The organism is Pseudorhodobacter sp., from assembly GCF_034675685.1.
In the GTDB taxonomy this organism is placed as follows: Bacteria; Pseudomonadota; Alphaproteobacteria; order Rhodobacterales; family Rhodobacteraceae; genus Pseudorhodobacter.
This window is the reverse complement of record NZ_JAUCDA010000016.1, coordinates 237678-254802: the sequence shown is the minus strand read 5'-3', so window position 1 is coordinate 254802 and position 17125 is coordinate 237678. Positions and strand designations below refer to the sequence as shown.

General features: G+C 58.6%; 15 protein-coding genes and 1 pseudogene. 12 read left to right on the top strand and 4 right to left on the bottom strand.

Annotated elements, in window-relative coordinates:
• The first annotated feature begins 34 nt into the window (after window positions 1-34).
• From VDP61_RS12620 to dctP, 3 genes are read left to right on the top strand one after another with little or no spacing between them, the layout of a single operon-like run.
• On the top strand, window positions 35-625 hold the full coding sequence (locus VDP61_RS12620; protein ID WP_323007231.1) for a TRAP transporter small permease: 591 nt from the start codon (window positions 35-37) through the stop codon (window positions 623-625).
• Window positions 625-1914, top strand: a complete 1290-nt coding sequence (locus VDP61_RS12615; protein WP_323007230.1) for a TRAP transporter large permease — start codon at window positions 625-627, stop codon at window positions 1912-1914. Before VDP61_RS12620 ends, VDP61_RS12615 begins: the two co-directional genes overlap by 1 nt.
• Before the next feature lie 29 nt (window positions 1915-1943).
• On the top strand, window positions 1944-3002 hold the full coding sequence (gene dctP, locus VDP61_RS12610) for a TRAP transporter substrate-binding protein DctP (protein ID WP_323007229.1): 1059 nt from the start codon (window positions 1944-1946) through the stop codon (window positions 3000-3002).
• 153 nt (window positions 3003-3155) lie between these two features.
• Here the strand turns inward: dctP and VDP61_RS12605 are convergent, their stop codons facing one another.
• Genes VDP61_RS12605 through VDP61_RS12595 form a run of 3 tightly spaced genes read right to left on the bottom strand, consistent with a single transcriptional unit; the run spans window position 3156 to window position 5530 of the window.
• Window positions 3156-3872 carry an LrgB family protein gene (locus tag VDP61_RS12605; protein WP_323007228.1) on the bottom strand — a complete coding sequence of 239 codons (717 nt, stop codon included), beginning with the start codon at window positions 3870-3872 and terminating at the stop codon, window positions 3156-3158.
• Entirely contained in the window at window positions 3869-4219 is a 351-nt protein-coding gene (locus VDP61_RS12600; protein WP_323007227.1) for a CidA/LrgA family protein, read from the bottom strand. The genes VDP61_RS12605 and VDP61_RS12600 overlap by 4 nt, the downstream gene beginning before the upstream one ends.
• Before the next feature lie 51 nt (window positions 4220-4270).
• Window positions 4271-5530 (bottom strand): urate hydroxylase PuuD, encoded by a 1260-nt coding sequence (locus VDP61_RS12595; RefSeq protein ID WP_323007226.1) that lies wholly within the window; start codon window positions 5528-5530, stop codon window positions 4271-4273.
• Window positions 5531-5630: 100 nt separating this feature from the next.
• Here VDP61_RS12595 and VDP61_RS12590 point away from each other — a divergent pair.
• From VDP61_RS12590 to VDP61_RS12575, 4 genes and pseudogenes are all read left to right on the top strand, one after another.
• Window positions 5631-6555, top strand: a pseudogene (locus VDP61_RS12590) (LysR family transcriptional regulator).
• Between the two features lie 289 nt (window positions 6556-6844).
• On the top strand, window positions 6845-7816 hold the full coding sequence (locus VDP61_RS12585; protein WP_323007225.1) for an efflux RND transporter periplasmic adaptor subunit: 972 nt from the start codon (window positions 6845-6847) through the stop codon (window positions 7814-7816).
• On the top strand, window positions 7809-11003 hold the full coding sequence (locus VDP61_RS12580) for an efflux RND transporter permease subunit (protein ID WP_323007224.1): 3195 nt from the start codon (window positions 7809-7811) through the stop codon (window positions 11001-11003). Before VDP61_RS12585 ends, VDP61_RS12580 begins: the two co-directional genes overlap by 8 nt.
• A gap of 83 nt (window positions 11004-11086) precedes the next feature.
• Entirely contained in the window at window positions 11087-11509 is a 423-nt protein-coding gene (locus VDP61_RS12575; RefSeq protein ID WP_323007223.1) for an RbsD/FucU family protein, read from the top strand.
• Here the strand turns inward: VDP61_RS12575 and VDP61_RS12570 are convergent.
• The gene (locus VDP61_RS12570; RefSeq protein WP_323007222.1) at window positions 11493-12422 is read right to left on the bottom strand and encodes a GntR family transcriptional regulator; all 930 of its coding nucleotides are present in this window, start codon (window positions 12420-12422) and stop codon (window positions 11493-11495) included. The genes VDP61_RS12575 and VDP61_RS12570 overlap by 17 nt on opposite strands.
• Before the next feature lie 144 nt (window positions 12423-12566).
• Here VDP61_RS12570 and VDP61_RS12565 point away from each other — a divergent pair, with 144 nt between their 5' ends.
• From VDP61_RS12565 to VDP61_RS12545, 5 genes are all read left to right on the top strand, one after another.
• Window positions 12567-13589, top strand: a complete 1023-nt coding sequence (locus tag VDP61_RS12565; RefSeq protein WP_323007221.1) for a zinc-binding alcohol dehydrogenase family protein — start codon at window positions 12567-12569, stop codon at window positions 13587-13589.
• A complete protein-coding gene (locus VDP61_RS12560) occupies window positions 13586-15106 on the top strand; it encodes a sugar ABC transporter ATP-binding protein (RefSeq protein ID WP_323007220.1) in 1521 nt (506 codons plus the stop codon). The genes VDP61_RS12565 and VDP61_RS12560 overlap by 4 nt, the downstream gene beginning before the upstream one ends.
• Window positions 15103-15243: a hypothetical protein gene (locus VDP61_RS12555; protein WP_323007219.1), complete on the top strand. Its 141-nt coding sequence runs from the start codon at window positions 15103-15105 to the stop codon at window positions 15241-15243. The genes VDP61_RS12560 and VDP61_RS12555 overlap by 4 nt, the downstream gene beginning before the upstream one ends.
• Window positions 15230-16102: an ABC transporter permease gene (locus tag VDP61_RS12550; protein ID WP_323007218.1), complete on the top strand. Its 873-nt coding sequence runs from the start codon at window positions 15230-15232 to the stop codon at window positions 16100-16102. Before VDP61_RS12555 ends, VDP61_RS12550 begins: the two co-directional genes overlap by 14 nt.
• Window positions 16103-16171: 69 nt before the next feature.
• A complete protein-coding gene (locus tag VDP61_RS12545) occupies window positions 16172-17119 on the top strand; it encodes an ABC transporter substrate-binding protein (protein WP_323007217.1) in 948 nt (315 codons plus the stop codon).
• Window positions 17120-17125: the final 6 nt, after the last annotated feature.

The window sequence follows — 17125 nt, the reverse complement described above, 5'->3', positions numbered from 1 at the left end:
AAGGCCGGGGGCGACATTTAGGGAGGAACGCGCCATGGGCGCAGTGCTGGGCCTGACCAACGGGCTGGGGGCGATGAACGCTGTCTTGCTTACACTTGGCCGCCGCCTTGGCGCGGGCATGGTGGCGGTTATGGTCATCATCATCTTGTTGCAGGTTTTCTTTCGCTATGTGCTGGGCAATGCGCTTGCCTGGCCCGAGGAAGCCGCCCGCTTTCTGATGCTGTGGATGACCGGCCTCATGGCCCCCACCGCCTTTCGTCGCGGTGGGTTTGTGTCGATCGAGATGCTCACCCGGCTTTTACCCACTGCCGCCGCTGCCGGTCTTGCGTTGCTGCTGCTTGGGCTGTCGCTGACAGTGATGGTTGTCGGCGTGAAAATCGGCTGGGGCGAGGTCACTGGCCTTGGCGGCCGCTTTGCAACCGACAGCCTGCACTACCCCACATCGCTTGATTTCAGCACATGGGACAAGGTGCCAAAACGCTGGATGATGCTGTCTTTGATTGTCGGTCTTGGGCTGCTGATCTCTGTCTGCGTCGAACTGATCTTGCGCAGCCTTCTTACCTTGGTCGGCCGCGCCGCCAACCTGATCGAAATTCCTCACACTGTCATGGGGGGCGCAGAATAATGCTGTCGCTTTTCCTGCCCCTGTTCCTTCTGCTGCTGCTGCTTGGCCTGCCGGTGTTCTTTGGCCTTATCGCCGCCCCGGCCATTCTTTTGTGGCTGAACGGCCAAGAGCGCGACATCGTGCTGCTGTACCGCAACGTCTACAACGGTATGGACAGCTTTCCCCTTATGGCGATCCCGTTTTTCATGCTGGCGGGTGAGGTGATGAACCGCTCTGACATCACGCTGCGTCTTGTCGAGTTTTCCCAGGCGATGATGGGCCACCTGCGCGGCGGCTTGGCGCATGTGAACGTCCTGTCCTCGATGTTGTTCGCGGGCCTCTCTGGCTCGGCGGTGGCCGATGTTTCGGCTTTGGGGTCCATGCTGATCCCCGCAATGGAAAAACAGGGCTATACCCGCAGCTTTGCCGCGGCCATTACCGCCTCATCGTCCATCATTGGCCCCATTATCCCGCCAAGCGGCATCATGATTATTTATGCCTATGTCATGGGCGAAAGCGTGGCGGCGTTGTTCCTTGCGGGCATCGTGCCGGGCATCCTGATCGGCGTGGGCCTGATGTTAACCATTCATGTCCTCGCTGACCGGTACAACCTGCCCGCCCGCACCACCCGCGCCACATGGGGGCAGCGCGGCACAGCCAGCGTCAAGGCGATCTGGCCGCTGCTGACCCCAATCATCATCCTTGGCGGCATTCTCGGCGGTATCTTTACCCCGACCGAGGCCGCAGCCGTCGCTGTCGGCTACTCGGCCTTTATCGGGTTTTTCGTCATGCGCACGCTGAAGCTGCGCGACATCCCGGACGTGTTGACCAACGCCGGCATGACCTCGGCGGTCGTCTTGCTGCTGGTCGGGGCCGCAATGGCCTTCAAAACCGTTGCCAGCCTTAGCCACACACCCGAACTACTGGCCGAGATTATCCTCGGCCTGTCCGACAACCCTTTGATCCTGCTGTTCCTGATCAACCTTTTGCTTTTTGTCGTCGGCATGTTCCTGGATGCCGGGCCTGCGATTATCATCCTTGGCCCCATTCTTGGCCCTATCTTCACCTCACTTGGCGTCGACTCTGTGCATTTCGCCATCATCATGGCGGTCAATCTGACGGTCGGCCTGCTTACGCCGCCCATGGGCCTTGTGCTGTTTGTCACCTCCTCGGTGTCGGGCCTGCGGGTGGAAACCATCGCCCGCGCCACCCTGCCATTCCTCGCGGTTGAGGTGCTGGTGATCTTTCTGATCACCTTCATCCCGGCCATCAGCCTGACAGTCCCGCGCCTGTTCGGCTTCGTTCAATAACCAAAACCAACCAAGGGAGAGTCCACCACATGAAAACCACCCTCAAAACCCTCATGCTCGCCACGCTTTTGGCGGGCACCAGCAGCATGGCCATGGCCCAGGCCGTAACCCTGCGCGCCACCGCAAACTCGAATGAAAACGACGAGGATTATGACGGCCTCGTCGTGTTCAAAAACTATGTCGAAAATGCCTCGAACGGCGAAATCGCTGTAGAGCTGTTCATCGGCACCCAGCTTTGCGCCAAGGGTGATGAATGCCTTGCAGGTGTTGCCGATGGCTCTATCGACATTTACATTTCGACCTCGGGCGGTGCGGCGGGCCTGTTTCCGTATATCCAGGTTCTCGACCTGCCGTATCTGATGTCGGATGACCGCGTGGCCGAAACCGTGCTGACCAGCACTGATTTCACCGCCAAACTGCGCGCCATGGCCATGGCTGACAGCGATAACATGATCCGCCTGATGACCATCGGCAACACTGGCGGCTGGCGCAACTATGCCAACACCAAAAAGCGCGTTCAGGGCCCTGCAGATCTTGCGGGCCTGAAAATGCGCACCGTGCCCGCCGATTTGCCGCAGGAAGCGGCCCGTGCGGTTGGCGCAGCCCCCACGCCGATTGCATGGCCCGAACTGTTCACCTCGCTGCAAACCGGCGTGGTTGAAGGCACCGCAAACGGGATCACCGACATCATGAACATGAAGTTCCCCGATGCCGGCCTGAAATACCTCACACTCGACGGCCACTCTTATATGGGTGCGTTCTGGTGGATGGGCCAGAACCGTTTCGCCAGCCTGACCGATGCGCAAAAGCAGGTGGTTGTCGATGGTTTCGCCGCCTTGCAACAGGCCACCTTCGCCAGCCCCAAGCGTAAGGAAATTCAGGCCTATGCCGATTTCAAGGCTGCCGGGGGTGATATCTACGTCCCGACCACAGATGAAAAAGCCGCCTTCAAGGCTGCCGCGGCCCCCGTGTTTGAATGGTTCAAAGCCAGCGTCAAAGGCGGCCCGGACGTGCTTGACGCCTTTACCGCCGCGGTTGCACAAGCGCAAACCGTGGTCGATGCCGAGCGGGCGCGCGAACTGAACTGAGGCAGCGCAAGCCCCGTCTGAAAGACAAGGCGGCGCGCTGAAAACCGCGCGCCGCTTAACGATTACCCCGACCTCGCAGCACGGGCGGCATGGCCATGCACGCCTGCGGCGTGTTGCAAATCAGCACTCCGATTTGAAAAAACTTGCCACGTCTTACAAGAAAAACCGGACAATGATCGGCGCAATAATCGCCGTCAGAACTGCGTTCAGCCCCATTCCGATGCCTGCAAACGCCCCCGCCGTCTCATTCACCTGAAACGCCCGCGCCGTGCCAATTCCATGCGAGGCGACGCCCACCGCGAACCCCCGTGCCTGCCAATTCTTGATCCGTAACAGATTCAGCAATGGCGTCGCCATCACTGCCCCCATGATCCCGGTCAAAATGACCAGTACAGCGGTCAAGGTCGGGCTGCCGCCGATCGCCTCTGACACCCCCAAAGCCACCGGGGCCGTCACCGATTTCGGGGCCAGTGACAACAAGACCTCGCCCCGCACCCCCAGCGCATAGGCAATGCCCAGCGCCGAAAGCATCGCGGTGACCGAGCCTGCCACCAGCGCCCCGATCATCGGAATTGCCGATGTTCTGATCTTGCCCAAATTCGCATAAAGGGGGGCCGCCAGCGCGACCGTGGCCGGGCCAAGCATGAAGTGAACGAACTGCGCGCCCTCAAAATAGGTGGCATAGGCCACGTCTGAAACCCACAGCAACGAGGCCAGCAAAACTACGGCAATCAGCACCGGGTTCACATAGGGTTTTTTCGCTGACCACTGGAACAACGCATCCCCAAGCGCATAGGCAACCAGTGTCGCCGTCAGCCAAAGCAGCGGCTCTTGCGCAAGAAATGTCCAGATATCGGGCAAGCTGGTCATGTTGCGCCCCCGGTCAGGCGCGACAGGCCCACAAATACCAACGCCCCCACGGCAATCGCCAGCGCCGTGCTTCCCAGCAGCGCCAACAGTATCGGCACCCCATCCGCCCCAAGCTGGTCCAGATGCCCGACAATGCCAACCCCTGCCGGAACGAACAGCAAGGACAAATGCGACAGCAACCCCAATGCAGTTGGCTGAATTGCCGCCGCAGCGCGCGGGCTGGCAATGAAAAACCCCAGAAGTAAAACCATACCGATCACCGGGCCGGGCACGATCAGCCCCAGCCCGCGCGAAATGGTTTCTCCCAGCAATTGAAACGCCAAAAGCGTTGCCAGATGCACGATCATATCAAGGCCCCCTTGGTTGCAAGGCCGCCTTTTGCGCCCCGGCCCGTCGGCTTAATCCGCAGCCATGGTAAACGGCAACGCCTTTGCTGCCGCCCGATACCATTTGCGAATCGTCACCCGCTCGGACTCTTCCATATAAGATACATTCGCCGGGGGCATCGCAACGGTAACGCCCGCCTGAAGATAAATCAGCTTGGCGTTTTTGGCGATATCGGCAGGCGTTTCCAGCAAGATATTCTTGGGTGCGTGGTGAATCCCATCATACCCCGGTTCGCGGGCGTGGCACATCGCGCAGCGCCCCGGAATGATCAAGCTTGCCTCGTCAAACCCTTCGGCGTTGGCAAAGATCTGTTCGCGCGGGGTCAATTCCCGCGCTTCAGATGTCTCATAGCTTTCTTGCATCAGGGGCGCCGTTGACAGGGCCATGACCAGAATAAACAGCACCGTAGTCGCCAGCCAGGTCCAATGCGGGCCTTTGCCGGTGGCATGCATGGTGTTGAAATAATGCCGGATCGTGACGCCCATCAAGAACACCAATGCCGCGATCAGCCAATTATACTCCGAGGCAAATGCAAGCGGGTAGTGGTTTGACAGCATCAAGAAGATCACCGGCAAGGTCAGGTAGTTGTTATGGGTAGAGCGCAGCTTGGCAATCGCGCCATATTTTGCGTCGGGTATGCGGCCCTCTTGCAGGTCTTTCACAACGATGCGCTGGTTCGGCATGATGATGAAAAACACATTCGCCGTCATGATCGTCGCCGTAAACGCCCCCAGATGCAGCAAGGCGGCGCGGCCGGTGAAAATCTGGTTATAGCCCCAGGCCATCACCACCAGCAGCACGAACAACAAGACCATCAGCAAGGTTGGCTGTTTGCCAAGGCTGGATTTGCACAGGAAATCATAGATCATCCAGCCCAAGGTCAGCGATGCCGCCGAAATCACAATGCCCTGCAACACCGAAAGATCGGCTTTTTGCGCATCAATCAGGTAAAGCTCTGCGCCGGCCCAATAGACGATCATCAACAAGGCGGCCCCCGAAAGCCAGGTCGAATAGCTTTGCCATTTGTGCCAGATCAGATGGTCGGGCATGTTTGACGGCGCAACCAGGTATTTCTGGATATGGTAAAATCCGCCACCATGCACCTGCCATTCTTCGCCATACGCCCCCACCGGCATATTCGGCACTTTGCGCAGCCCCAAGTCCAGCGCGATAAAGTAGAATGACGCCCCAATCCACGCCATTGCGGTAATGACATGCACCCAGCGCACGGCAAAGCCCAGCCAATCCCAGATAATCGCCATTTCGTACATATTTTTCTCCTCCTCGATCAACAAATCTTAGGCCTTTCCCGGATTTTATTGTATTACGAAAAGACTTCTAGCTGTTTCAAAATTGTACTATCAATAAATCATGGCATATCTCGACAACATCCGAACCTTTATCCGCGTCTATGAATTGGGCAGCATGTCTTCGGCAGCCCGCGATATGCGCATTTCTGCGGCGGTCGCCTCGGCGCGGATGTCGCAGTTGGAAGAGCATTTGGGCGTGCGGCTGTTTCAGCGCACCACGCGGATGCTAAGCCCGACCGAGCAGGGCAATATCTTTTACCCCGGTGCCCGCAAAATTTCTGGATGCGGTCGATGAGGCCGAGGCCGAGGTGAATGAGGTAACGCTGGTACCGCGCGGCATTTTGCATGTATCGGCACCTTTAGGGGTTGGTCGGCGGCTGATCGCGCCAGAGGTGGCCAGCTTTCACGCTGACTATCCGCTGATAAACATCCGCCTGCGCCTGTCGGATCGCAAGGTTGATCTGCCAACCGAGGGGGTTGATGTCGCGTTCTTTCTGGGTGTGCCCGAAGATTCCAGCCTGCGCATCCGCAAGATTGCCGATTGTGAACGGGTGCTTTGCGCCGCCCCGGCCTATCTTGCCAGCCGTGGGGAACCCAATACCATTGACGCGTTGCGCACGGGCCATGACTGCCTGAATTTACGCTACCCCGGCGCGCCCGAATTTCAATGGCCGCTGCAAACCAAGGACGGCGTAAAGCGGATAGAAGTGTCCGGGCCGTTTGAATGTGATGATGGCGATATTCTGACCAACTGGGCCTTGCAGGGGCTTGGTATCATCATGAAGCCGCTGTTCGAGGTGTCAGACCATATCAAAGACGGGCGTTTGGTGCCGGTTCTGCGCCAGCACCCCCCGATTCCGATTCAGATGGCATGCCTTTACTCGCATCGGCGCAAACAAGACCCGAAGGCGCGGTTGTTCATTGACTTCATGGTTGCCAGAATCACCAGAAATATCGGCGATCTTCGGCTCGACTTTCTGGCCTGACCCAGGGTCAATCCTGTCGGCTGTGGTCAGAAAGCAGCGCCGTGCCTGGCGTGTGCTGCTTGCAACGGCGCTGCCTGTCCTGATGCCCCTGCTGCGCATCCTGTTTTTGCCAAAATCCAATACTCTCTGTGCATATTTGAGGCAGATCAAAATATCATTGCGTTTTGGGCTGTTAAACTGCGACTGATTGGTCTTGCATGGCTTTATCACCTTGTCCCATGGCATATCAAATGATATGCGAAATTCTGCATATGTCTTGCCGCTCCGCATGAGTCTAAAGGAAGCCCTTATGAAACATCTTATCCTTGCACTCGCTCTTGGGCTTTTACCCATTGCCGCCGCTGCCGAAAGCCAAACTGTTTTGCAGCCCTTGGAGGTGACAGATTGGAAGGCCGTCTATGGCCGGATTGAGGCGCGCGTCCGGGCACCTGCGCGGGCACGGATCGGGGGCGTTCTGGTGACGCTTTCGGTGTCTGAAGGCGATCTGGTACAGGCGGGGCAGCCGCTTGCCACGATCGTCGATGAAAAGATTTCGTTCCAACTCAAGGCGATTGACGCGCAGATTTCGGCGTTGGTCTCACAGATAGACAATGCGAAAATAGAATTGAAACGGGGCGAGGATTTGCTTAGCCGTGGCGTGACCACGGTGCAGCGTCTGGATGCGCTGCGCACACAAGTCGAGGTGCTGTCCGGCCAGATCGCGGCGACCGAGGCCAACAAGCGGGTAATTGAGCAGCAGGCAGCCGATGGCGTTGTGCTTGCGCCAACCTCGGGCCGGGTGCTGGATGTGCCGGTTACCCAAGGTGCTGTCCTGATGCCGGGTGAGGCGGTTGCCGTTGTCGGCGGCGGCGGCTTCTTTTTGCGCCTTGCCATACCGGAACGCCACGCGACGGCGCTGGTGCAAGGTGCCGAAATTTCCATAGATGGCATGGAGGAGGCCGGAACACTGGCCCGCATTTACCCGCAGATTGAAAATGGCCGGGTGATTGCCGATGTCGATGTACCGGGCCTGTCAAATGCCTTTGTCGATGCGCGCGTGATGGTGCGTATTCCTGTCGGCAAACGCATCGCCCTTTCCGTGCCGGTCGCCGCGCTGATCACGCGGTCAGGGCTGGATTTCATCGCCATAAGACAAGGCGAACAAACCATATTGCGCACGGTGGTTCCCGGCGAACGCCACGGTGACAGCATAGAGATTCTGACCGGTTTGCAAGCTGGCGATGTCGTGATTTCCGATTATGTCGAGGTTGGCCATGAGTAACGTGAAACCCGCCAAGCTCGGCCTTGCCGGGGCGCTGACGCGGGCGTTTATCGTTTCGCCGATGACGCCGCTGTTTATCATTGCGGCTCTTGCCGTTGGCCTTCTGGCCCTTGTCGTTCTACCGCGCGAGGAAGAGCCGCAAATCTCGGTGCCGCTGGTTGATGTTCACATCGCCGCACCGGGCTTGAAGGCCCCCGATGCGGTGAAACTGGTGACCGAGCCGATGGAAACCATCGTCAAAGGCATCAACGGGGTCGAACATGTCTATTCCCAGACCGAAGATGACGGCGCGATGGTTACCGTGCGTTTCAAGGTTGGCACCCCCGCCGATGCGGCGATTTTGCGGGTGCATGACAAGGTGCGCGCCAATATGGACCGCATTCCGCTGGGCATTCCCGAACCCCTGATCGTTGGGCGCGGGATTGATGATGTGGCCATTGTCTCTATGACGCTGACGCCAAAACCGGGCCACCCCGAAATTTCGGCCAATGACCTGACCCGCATCGCCCGCGAATTGCGCACCGAGGTCGCCAAGATCGAGGATGTCGGCCTGTCGTATCTGGTCGGTGAGGTGCCCGAGGCCATTCGTGTGAACCCCGACCCGGACCGCCTTGCGCTGTATGGCGTGACCTTGCAGCAATTGGCGGGCAAGGTGCAAAGCGCCAACAAATCCTACAACACCGGCAGCCTGCGCAGCGACGGGCAGATGGTGGATCTGGTGGTGGGCGAAACCCTTACCTCTCCCGATCAGATTGCGTCGCTTTTGGTAACGACGCGCGATGGCCGCCCGGTCTATGTCAGCGATGTGGCCAATGTGGAATTTGTGGCCGAGGCGGATGGTCAGATCGTCTCGAATATCGCCAAACAGGGTGACGTGATAACCCGCACGCCTGCCGTAACGCTGGCCGTGGCCAAACGTGCCGGTGCCAATGCGGTGGTGGTTGGTGAAGCGGTTTTGCATGCGGTTGAGCAGGCACAAGGCCGGATTATCCCCAATACAATCGGCGTCGAAGTGACCCGAGATTACGGCGAAACCGCCAATGAAAAGGCGAATGAGCTGCTGTACCACCTTGGCCTTGCCACGGTTTCGATCGTCGGGCTGGTGTTTTTGGCCCTTGGTTGGCGCGAATCCATCGTCGTCGCGATTGTGATTCCGGTAACAATTTTGCTGACGCTGTTTTCGGCTTGGCTTATGGGCTACACGCTGAACCGCGTATCGTTGTTCGCGCTGATTTTCTCCATCGGGATTCTGGTCGATGACGCCATTGTCGTGATCGAAAACATCGCGCGGCATTGGGGCATGGGCGATGCCCGCCCCCGCAAACAAGCCGCGATTGATGCGGTGGCCGAGGTTGGCAACCCGACCATTGTCGCAACCCTTACCGTTGTCGCAGCACTGTTGCCGATGCTGTTCGTATCGGGGCTGATGGGCCCCTATATGTCACCGATTCCGTCAAACGCCTCGGCCGCGATGATCTTTTCCTTCTTTGTGGCTGTGATCATCACCCCCTGGCTGATGTTGAAGATCGCCAGCGGCGCGCCGGTTCACAGCGGCGACCATGAAAGCGGCGGGCGTCTGGGCAAGATTTACAAGGCCATTGCGGCCCCTGTCCTGTCATCCAAAACCGCAAGCGGCGCGTTTTTGCTGATTACGGCGGTTTTGTCCTTTGGCTCACTCGGCGCGCTTTATACCAAGGATGTCACGGTAAAGCTGTTGCCGTTTGACAATAAATCCGAGCTGTCGGTGGTGATCGACATGCCTGAAGGCACCTCGGTTGAGCAAACCGACGCCGTGGCGCAGGCCATTGCACGCAAAGTCATTGACTTGCCCGAAGTTATCTCGGCCCAGACCCATGCCGGCAGTGCCTCTCCCTTCAACTTCAACGGTTTGGTGCGCCACTATTACATGCGCGACCGCGCCAATATGGGCGATGTTCAGATCAACCTTGCGCATAAGGATGCCCGCACACGCAGCAGCCATGAACTGGCGCTGCTGATCCGCGATCTGGTCAGCACCCTGCCCCTGCCCGACGGCGCAAGCCTGAAAACGGTAGAGCCGCCCCCCGGCCCCCCCGTCCTCGCCACGCTTTTGGCCGAGGTCTACGGCCCCACGGATACCGCACGGCGTGAGGCGGCGCGCAAAATCCGCGAGGCGTTTGAATCCATCCCTTTCGTCGTTGATGTTGATGACAGCTTTGGCAGTCAGGCCCGCCGCATGCGTGCCGTCATTTCGACCGATGATCTCGACTTTTTCCAGGTGCAAGAGCAGGATGTTTTCGACACGATCGCCATTTTGAACGGCGGCAGCACCGTCGGCTATTCGCATCGCGGCGAAGGGCGGCAACCGATTCCGATCATCGTGAAGCGGCCCAGGGGCGACGGGGTGATGGATGAAACGTTCCTGTCCACCCCGATTCCGGCCAATGTGCTGCCCGGCGCGCGCGGTGTGGTTGAACTTGGCGATGTGATCCATGTGCAAGACGAACAGGCATCCTTCCCGATTTTCCGCCGCAACAGCCGCTTTGCCGAAATGGTTACGGCTGAACTGGCGGGCGCCTATGAGGCGCCTCTGTATGGCATGCTTGCCGTCGGCGAGGCGCTGGACGCAATGGACTGGGAGGAGGGCACAAAGCCGGTGATTTCCTTCTACGGCCAACCGACGGACGAATCCGAAACCACGCTGCTGTGGGATGGCGAATGGGAAGTGACCTATGTCACCTTCCGCGATATGGGGGCGGCCTTTGCTGTGGCGCTGCTGGGAATTTATATTCTTGTCGTTGCGCAATTCGGCAGTTTCCGCTTGCCCTTGGTTGTCCTGACCCCAATTCCGCTGACCTTTCTGGGCATCATCTTTGGCCATTGGCTGCTGGGTGCGCCCTTCTCGGCCACCTCGATGATCGGGTTTATCGCGCTTGCAGGCATCATCGTGCGCAACTCTATCCTGCTGGTCGATTTCATTCGGCATGCCGATGAAAGCCGGGGCAAGGTGCAAGTGTTGCTGGATGCAGGCGCGATCCGGTTCAAGCCGATCTTGCTGACAGCCCTTGCGGCGATGATCGGCGCAGCGGTGATTTTGGCAGACCCGATCTTTCAGGGCCTTGCAATCTCGCTTTTGTTCGGTTTGCTCACCTCTACCCTGTTGACGGTACTGGTCATTCCGGCTGTATACCGGGTGTTCAAAACCTGAGCCGCGCTACCCGTTTGACGGCACCCTGAAAACGCAGTTCAATGCTGCCAAAAGGGATAAGCCGAACCCTATAGGAGATGCCGATGCTGATTGGCCTGAACCCGTTGCTGTCGCCCGACCTGCTGCACGCCCTGGCGGCAATGGGGCATGGGGATGAGATTGCAATCGTAGACAGCAATTTCCCCGGCACCGCCTGCGCAAGGCGGCTGATCCGGCTGGATGGCATATCGGCCACGGAGACGCTGGCCGCGGTACTGTCGCTGCTGCCGCTGGATAGCTATGTCGAGCACCCTGCAAACGTCATGCAGGTCGTGGGCGACGCAGCGGCAGTGCCCCAAGCCGTTGCCGAATTCACGGCCCTGATCGGCGCGCGTGGTAACGTGGGGTCGGTTGAACGCTTTGCCTTTTACGAACGCGCCCGCCAATGCTTCGCGATTGTACAAACCGGTGAGGGGCGTCTTTATGGCAATATCATCCTGACCAAAGGCGTCATTCCACCGGGTTGATGTCTTCATCGGGGATAAGCGCATTCACCCGCAAAGACCCCAAAAGCGTGGCTTTCGATGTCAGCAGATGCGTCGTTGCTGCCGCAATTGCGGCGGCCTCATTGCCGCTGCGAAGGGCGGCAATGATCGCAAGATGCTCCGCGATGGCTGCCGCATTGCGGTCACGCTCCATCCGTTTGTCCCATTGATAGTGATAATGAAAAATCAGCGCGATGACCTTTTGAAACTGGGTCACAAACCGGTTTTCGACAACGGAATTCAACGCAACGTGAAACGCCCCATCAAGCCGTGAAAAGTCGTGAAAATCGGTATCAATCCGCGCGGCAAGGTCATGATGCTGGCGTTCCAGCCCATCCAGTTTTCGCCAAACCGCATGGATCTTGGGCAGATGGACCAATGTGCGCACCGCATGCAGTTCCAGCACAGACCGAAACTCGGACAATTCAATCGCATAGTCAGCGGTAAAGCCCAGCAAAAGCCAGCCACCGCGTGGGCGCCGCGCAACCAGCCCCGATTGGCCAAGGCCCGACAGAAACTCTTGCAGCGCATGCGGTGGAACCGAAAACTCCTTGGCCAGTTTCGCCACATTCAACGGTGTTCCGGCAGGCACATCAAACCGCAAGACCCATTCCAGAAAGCGGCGTTCCAACACCTCACGCGGGACATGTTCATCGCGCAGCGGCAGCCTGTCAGCTTTGTTGGGCAGTCGCAGAATGGTCTTTTCGCGGCCTCGCCAATGCAGCAAGCCCGCCTCCAGCAGGGCCGCCAAAATGGTACGGACAATCGTGCGGCTTACGCCCAACGCTTCGGCAAGCATCGTTTCGGACGGCAGGCTGTCACCAACCTTTTGCGCCGCCACCATGGAAAGCGCCTCATTGAAGGCCGATCTGAACCGATCATCCGTGCGCGCCATCTTACCCCCCCCCTGACGGGCGGCAACTGGCCCCGCCCTATTGTTTTTTGTATAAAAACAATAAAAACATTAGGCAAGCCTGCGGAGCCCTGCTTACATGATCATACGATAAAATTCCGATTCTGCGGTGCGGGAGGACCAAGGATGCGGCAAGAAGCATGGATGCAAAGCGGCACTTGCGTTGCCCCCGGCCAGTTTGAACTGGTCACCCGGCCAATGCCGCAAGAGGCCCCGGAAGGCTGGGTGCTGGTCGATACGGCCGCCGTCGGCATCTGCGGAACCGATTATCATATTTATGAAGGCAAACACCCGTTTCTGAATTACCCGCGCGTCATCGGGCATGAGCTGTCAGGCCATGTTGCCCGTGACGCGCCGGGCTGGACCAAGGGGCAGTTGGCCGTTGTGAACCCCTATGTCTCCTGCGGCACCTGCCACGCCTGCAAGCGCGGCAAGCCGAATTGCTGCTTGTCGATCGCTGTGCTTGGCGTGCATCGTGATGGCGGCATGTGCGCCCGCTTTGCCGTGCCTGCTGCCAATCTTTACCCCGCCGATGGGCTTAGCCCGCGACAGGCCGCGATGGTTGAATTTCTGGCAATCGGGGCGCATGCTGTTGCGCGATCCGAGCTTGGTAAAAACGATGTGGTGTTGGTGACGGGTGCAGGGCCAATCGGGCTTGGCACAGCGATATTCGCGCGGCTTGCAGGGGCCACAGTGCATCTGCTGGATGCCAGCGCCCAACGCTTGGCGGCAGCACAGACCGGCTTTGGTTTCGATGATATTTTTCAACCGGGCCGCCCCCTTCCCGCGCCCGACGGCTATGATGTGGTGTTCGATGCGACCGGCAATGCCAAGGCGATAGAGGCCGGTTTTGCCAATGTGGCGCATGGCGGCACTTACGTTCTGGTCAGCGTGGTGCGCGATGACATCGCCTTCTCTGACCCCGAGTTTCACAAGCGAGAGATGCGCCTGATCGGCAGTCGCAACGCGCTCAAGGCCGATTTTGAGACGGTAATAGCCGCCCTGCGCGCTGGCACCATTGATACGACCGCGCTGGAATCCGAGGTGCTGCGGCTTGACGCCCTTCCCGCACGCTTTCCTGAACTGGTCGTCAACCGTGATACGATCATCAAGGTCATCGTTGATTTTTCAGCCGAGGCGGCACCATGACCGGCCTTGTCCGCATGACAGGCATCGACAAGCATTTCCCCGGCGTTCACGCGCTGAAATCGGTGCAGTTTGATCTGATCAGCGGCGAGGTTCACGCCCTCATGGGCGAGAATGGCGCGGGCAAATCAACCTTGATGAAGGTGATGTCGGGCATCTACCAACCCGATGGCGGCACGATTGCGGTGGGCGGCAAAACCGTCACCATCAACGGCCCCCGCGCGGCCCAGGACCTTGGGATTGGGATTATTCATCAGGAACTTGCTTTGATGAATGACCTGACGGTCGCGCAAAACATCTTTATCGGTCGCGAACCGCGCCTGCGCTTTGGCCGTCTGGATGAGGCTGCCTTGAACGCGGCAGCCGAGGCTATTTTCGCCACGATGAACGTGCGCATAGACCCGCGCGCCGAGGTGCGCAGCCTGTCGGTTGCCAAGCAGCAAATGGTTGAAATTGCCAAGGCGCTGTCGTTCAAATCCAGCGTGCTGATCATGGACGAGCCCACAGCCGCGCTGAATGACGTGGAAACCAATGAGCTGTTCACCATCATCCGGCAATTGCGCGGTGAAGGTGTGGGCGTGGTCTATATCAGCCATAAGATGGATGAGATCAAACGCATATCGGACCGTGTGACGGTGATGCGCGACGGGGCCTATGTCGGCACGGTTCTGGCCAAGGACACCCCGATTTCCACTATTATTTCCATGATGGTCGGGCGCGAATTGGAGCAGGTGCCTGTCGATATCCCTGATCTTGCCGCCGCGCCAATGGCGTTGGAAGTCAAACACCTGAACCGTGGCCGCTTGGTGCGCGATGTCAGCTTTACCCTGAAACAGGGCGAAATTCTGGGCTTTGCCGGGTTGATGGGCGCAGGCCGAACCGAGGTGGCCCGCGTGATCTTTGGCGCCGATAAACGCGATAGCGGCGAGATTATTGTGCATGGCAAGCCCGTACAGATCGCCACCCCAAAAGACGCGGTTGAGGCGGGCATCGGCTATTTATCCGAGGATCGCAAGCATTTCGGCCTGGCCCTTGGCCTTGACCTGCGCGACAATATCGCGATGGCCAGCCTGCCGCGCTTTGGCAACCGACTGGGCGTGATAGATGATGCCGCTTTGGGCGCGGTTGCGGATGATTATATCAAGGCCCTTGCCATCCGCACCCCATCAGCACGGCAAGAGGTGCGGCTGCTGTCGGGGGGCAATCAACAAAAGGTGGTCATCGCGAAATGGCTGCTGCGCAATTGCGACATTCTGATCTTTGATGAACCCACGCGCGGCATCGACGTTGGCGCCAAAGCCGAGATTTACCGTCTGCTGCAATCACTGGCTGCTGAAGGAAAAGCGGTAATCGTGATCAGCGCCGAACTGCCCGAGGTATTGCGCCTGTCGCACCGCATTGCCGTGATGTGCGAAGGGCGGCTGACAGGTATTTTGCCCGGTGGGCCAGATACCAGCCAAGAAGATATCATGCATCTTGCAACCCTGCGCGCCGATGAACCCGAAGGAGCCATGGCATGACAACTGCCCCCACAGCCACAGCCACCAAGACCCGCAAACGCGGCGGCGCACAGCAAAAGCTCTGGGCCTTTGCCAGCCTGATCGTGCTGCTGATCTTTTTTTTCGGCAGCCTCGCCAAACTTCATGCAAACCTCTAATATCATTGCTATTTTGCAGGCAACCTCTGTTAACGGCGTGCTTGCCATCGCGGCCACACTGGTCATCATCACCGGCGGGATTGACCTGTCAGTCGGCACGCTGATGACCTTTACCGCCGTGATCGCGGGCGTGGTTTTAACCTATGCCGGCATGCCGCTGCCCATTGGCATCATCGCAGCGATTGCGGCGGGTGCTGGCTGCGGATTGATTTCTGGCACCTTGGTCGCCAAGATGAAAGTGCCGCCCTTCATTGCCACTTTGGGAATGATGCTGATCCTGAAAGGTCTGTCGCTGGTGATTTCGGGCACCAAGCCGATTTACTTTAACGACACGCCGGGCTTTGACCAGATTTCAACCGGCTCGCTGGTGGGCAAGATCATCCCCGCTGTGCCGTTGCCCAATGGGGTGCTGATCTTGTTTCTGGTGGCGCTGGCGATTGGCTATGTGCTGAACCGCACGGTGCTGGGCCGCTATTGCTTTGCGCTGGGATCGAATGAGGAAGCAGTGCGCCTGTCGGGGGTCAATGCCGATGGCTGGAAAATGGCGATTTATGCGCTTGCAGGCGGTATTTGTGGCATCGCAGGGCTGATCATCGCGTCACGCCTGAACTCGGCGCAACCCGCCCTTGGCCTTGGCTATGAGCTGGACGCGATTGCCGCCGTGGTGATTGGCGGCACCTCGCTTGCAGGTGGCCGCGGCTCGGTGCTGGGTACCATCATCGGCGCGCTGATCATGTCGGTATTGCTGAACGGCTTGCGCATCATGTCGGTCGCGCAGGAATGGCAAACCGTTGTTACCGGCTCTATCATCATCCTTGCGGTCTATGCCGATATGATGCGCCGCCGCAAAATGGGATAATCAATTCAGAGAGGTAGGGCCTACCTATCCGAACCGATCACAACAAACCAACCTGAATGGGAGAGAACCATGATCAACAGAAGAACCCTTTTCGCCGCCGTCAGCGCCACGGCATTGCTGGCCACCACCAGCTTTGGCATTGCGCAAGACAAGCCGTATATCCCACTGGTTTCCAAAGGCTTTCAGCACCAGTTCTGGCAGGCTGTAAAGGCCGGTGCCGATAAGGCCGCTGCCGAATTCAACGTCGATGTCACATTTGAGGGCCCCGATACCGAAGCGCAGGTCGACAAGCAGATGGATATGCTGGCCGCTGCCTTGGCCAAGAAACCCGCCGCGATCGGCTTTGCAGCCCTGGACAGCCAGGCCGCCATTCCAATGCTGCGTCAGGCGCAAGAGGCGGGCATTCCCGTGGTCGCCTTTGACTCGGGCGTAGACAGCGATATTCCGGTAGCCACCGCCACCACCGATAACGCCGCCGCTGCGGGCCTTGCGGCTGACAAGATGGCCGAACTGATTGGCGATGCAGGCAAAGTGGCGCTTGTGGTCCATGACCAAACCTCGCGCACCGGCATTGACCGCCGCGATGGTTTCGTGAACCGCATCAAAGAAAGCCACCCCAATATCGAGATCGTCGATATCCAATACGGGGCCGGCGATCAATTGCAATCGACCGAGATCACCAAGGCCATTCTGACCGCGCATCCAGACCTTAAAGGCATCTTTGGCGCGAATGAAGGTTCGGCCATCGGTGTGCTGAACGCGGTCAAGGAAACCGGCCGGGAAGGTGTTATCGTGATCGGCTACGATTCCGGCGCTGCGCAAAAAGCGGCGATCATGGATGGGACCATGGCGGGCGCGATCACCCAAAATCCGGTGGGCATTGGCTATGAAACCGTGAAAGCAGCGCTGATGGCCTCCAAAGGCGAAGCGGTGCCCGCGCTGATCGACACCGGCTTTTTCTGGTATGACAAAACCAACATGGACTCGCCGGAAATTGCGGCGGTTCTTTACGATTGATCTGAA

What these genes read in the sequence shown, in the direction of transcription:
- VDP61_RS12620 (WP_323007231.1), top strand. Translation starts at nt 35, where the DNA reads ATGGGCGCAGTGCTGGGCCTGACCAACGGGCTGGGGGCGATGAACGCT.
- dctP (WP_323007229.1), top strand. Translation starts at nt 1,944, where the DNA reads ATGAAAACCACCCTCAAAACCCTCATGCTCGCCACGCTTTTGGCGGGC.
- VDP61_RS12555 (WP_323007219.1), top strand. Translation starts at nt 15,103, where the DNA reads ATGACAACTGCCCCCACAGCCACAGCCACCAAGACCCGCAAACGCGGC.
- VDP61_RS12605 (WP_323007228.1), bottom strand. Translation starts at nt 3,872, where the DNA reads ATGACCAGCTTGCCCGATATCTGGACATTTCTTGCGCAAGAGCCGCTG.
- VDP61_RS12560 (WP_323007220.1), top strand. Translation starts at nt 13,586, where the DNA reads ATGACCGGCCTTGTCCGCATGACAGGCATCGACAAGCATTTCCCCGGC.
- VDP61_RS12550 (WP_323007218.1), top strand. Translation starts at nt 15,230, where the DNA reads ATGCAAACCTCTAATATCATTGCTATTTTGCAGGCAACCTCTGTTAAC.
- VDP61_RS12600 (WP_323007227.1), bottom strand. Translation starts at nt 4,219, where the DNA reads ATGATCGTGCATCTGGCAACGCTTTTGGCGTTTCAATTGCTGGGAGAA.
- VDP61_RS12580 (WP_323007224.1), top strand. Translation starts at nt 7,809, where the DNA reads ATGAGTAACGTGAAACCCGCCAAGCTCGGCCTTGCCGGGGCGCTGACG.
- VDP61_RS12545 (WP_323007217.1), top strand. Translation starts at nt 16,172, where the DNA reads ATGATCAACAGAAGAACCCTTTTCGCCGCCGTCAGCGCCACGGCATTG.
- VDP61_RS12575 (WP_323007223.1), top strand. Translation starts at nt 11,087, where the DNA reads ATGCTGATTGGCCTGAACCCGTTGCTGTCGCCCGACCTGCTGCACGCC.
- VDP61_RS12585 (WP_323007225.1), top strand. Translation starts at nt 6,845, where the DNA reads ATGAAACATCTTATCCTTGCACTCGCTCTTGGGCTTTTACCCATTGCC.
- VDP61_RS12570 (WP_323007222.1), bottom strand. Translation starts at nt 12,422, where the DNA reads ATGGCGCGCACGGATGATCGGTTCAGATCGGCCTTCAATGAGGCGCTT.
- VDP61_RS12565 (WP_323007221.1), top strand. Translation starts at nt 12,567, where the DNA reads ATGCGGCAAGAAGCATGGATGCAAAGCGGCACTTGCGTTGCCCCCGGC.
- VDP61_RS12595 (WP_323007226.1), bottom strand. Translation starts at nt 5,530, where the DNA reads ATGTACGAAATGGCGATTATCTGGGATTGGCTGGGCTTTGCCGTGCGC.
- VDP61_RS12615 (WP_323007230.1), top strand. Translation starts at nt 625, where the DNA reads ATGCTGTCGCTTTTCCTGCCCCTGTTCCTTCTGCTGCTGCTGCTTGGC.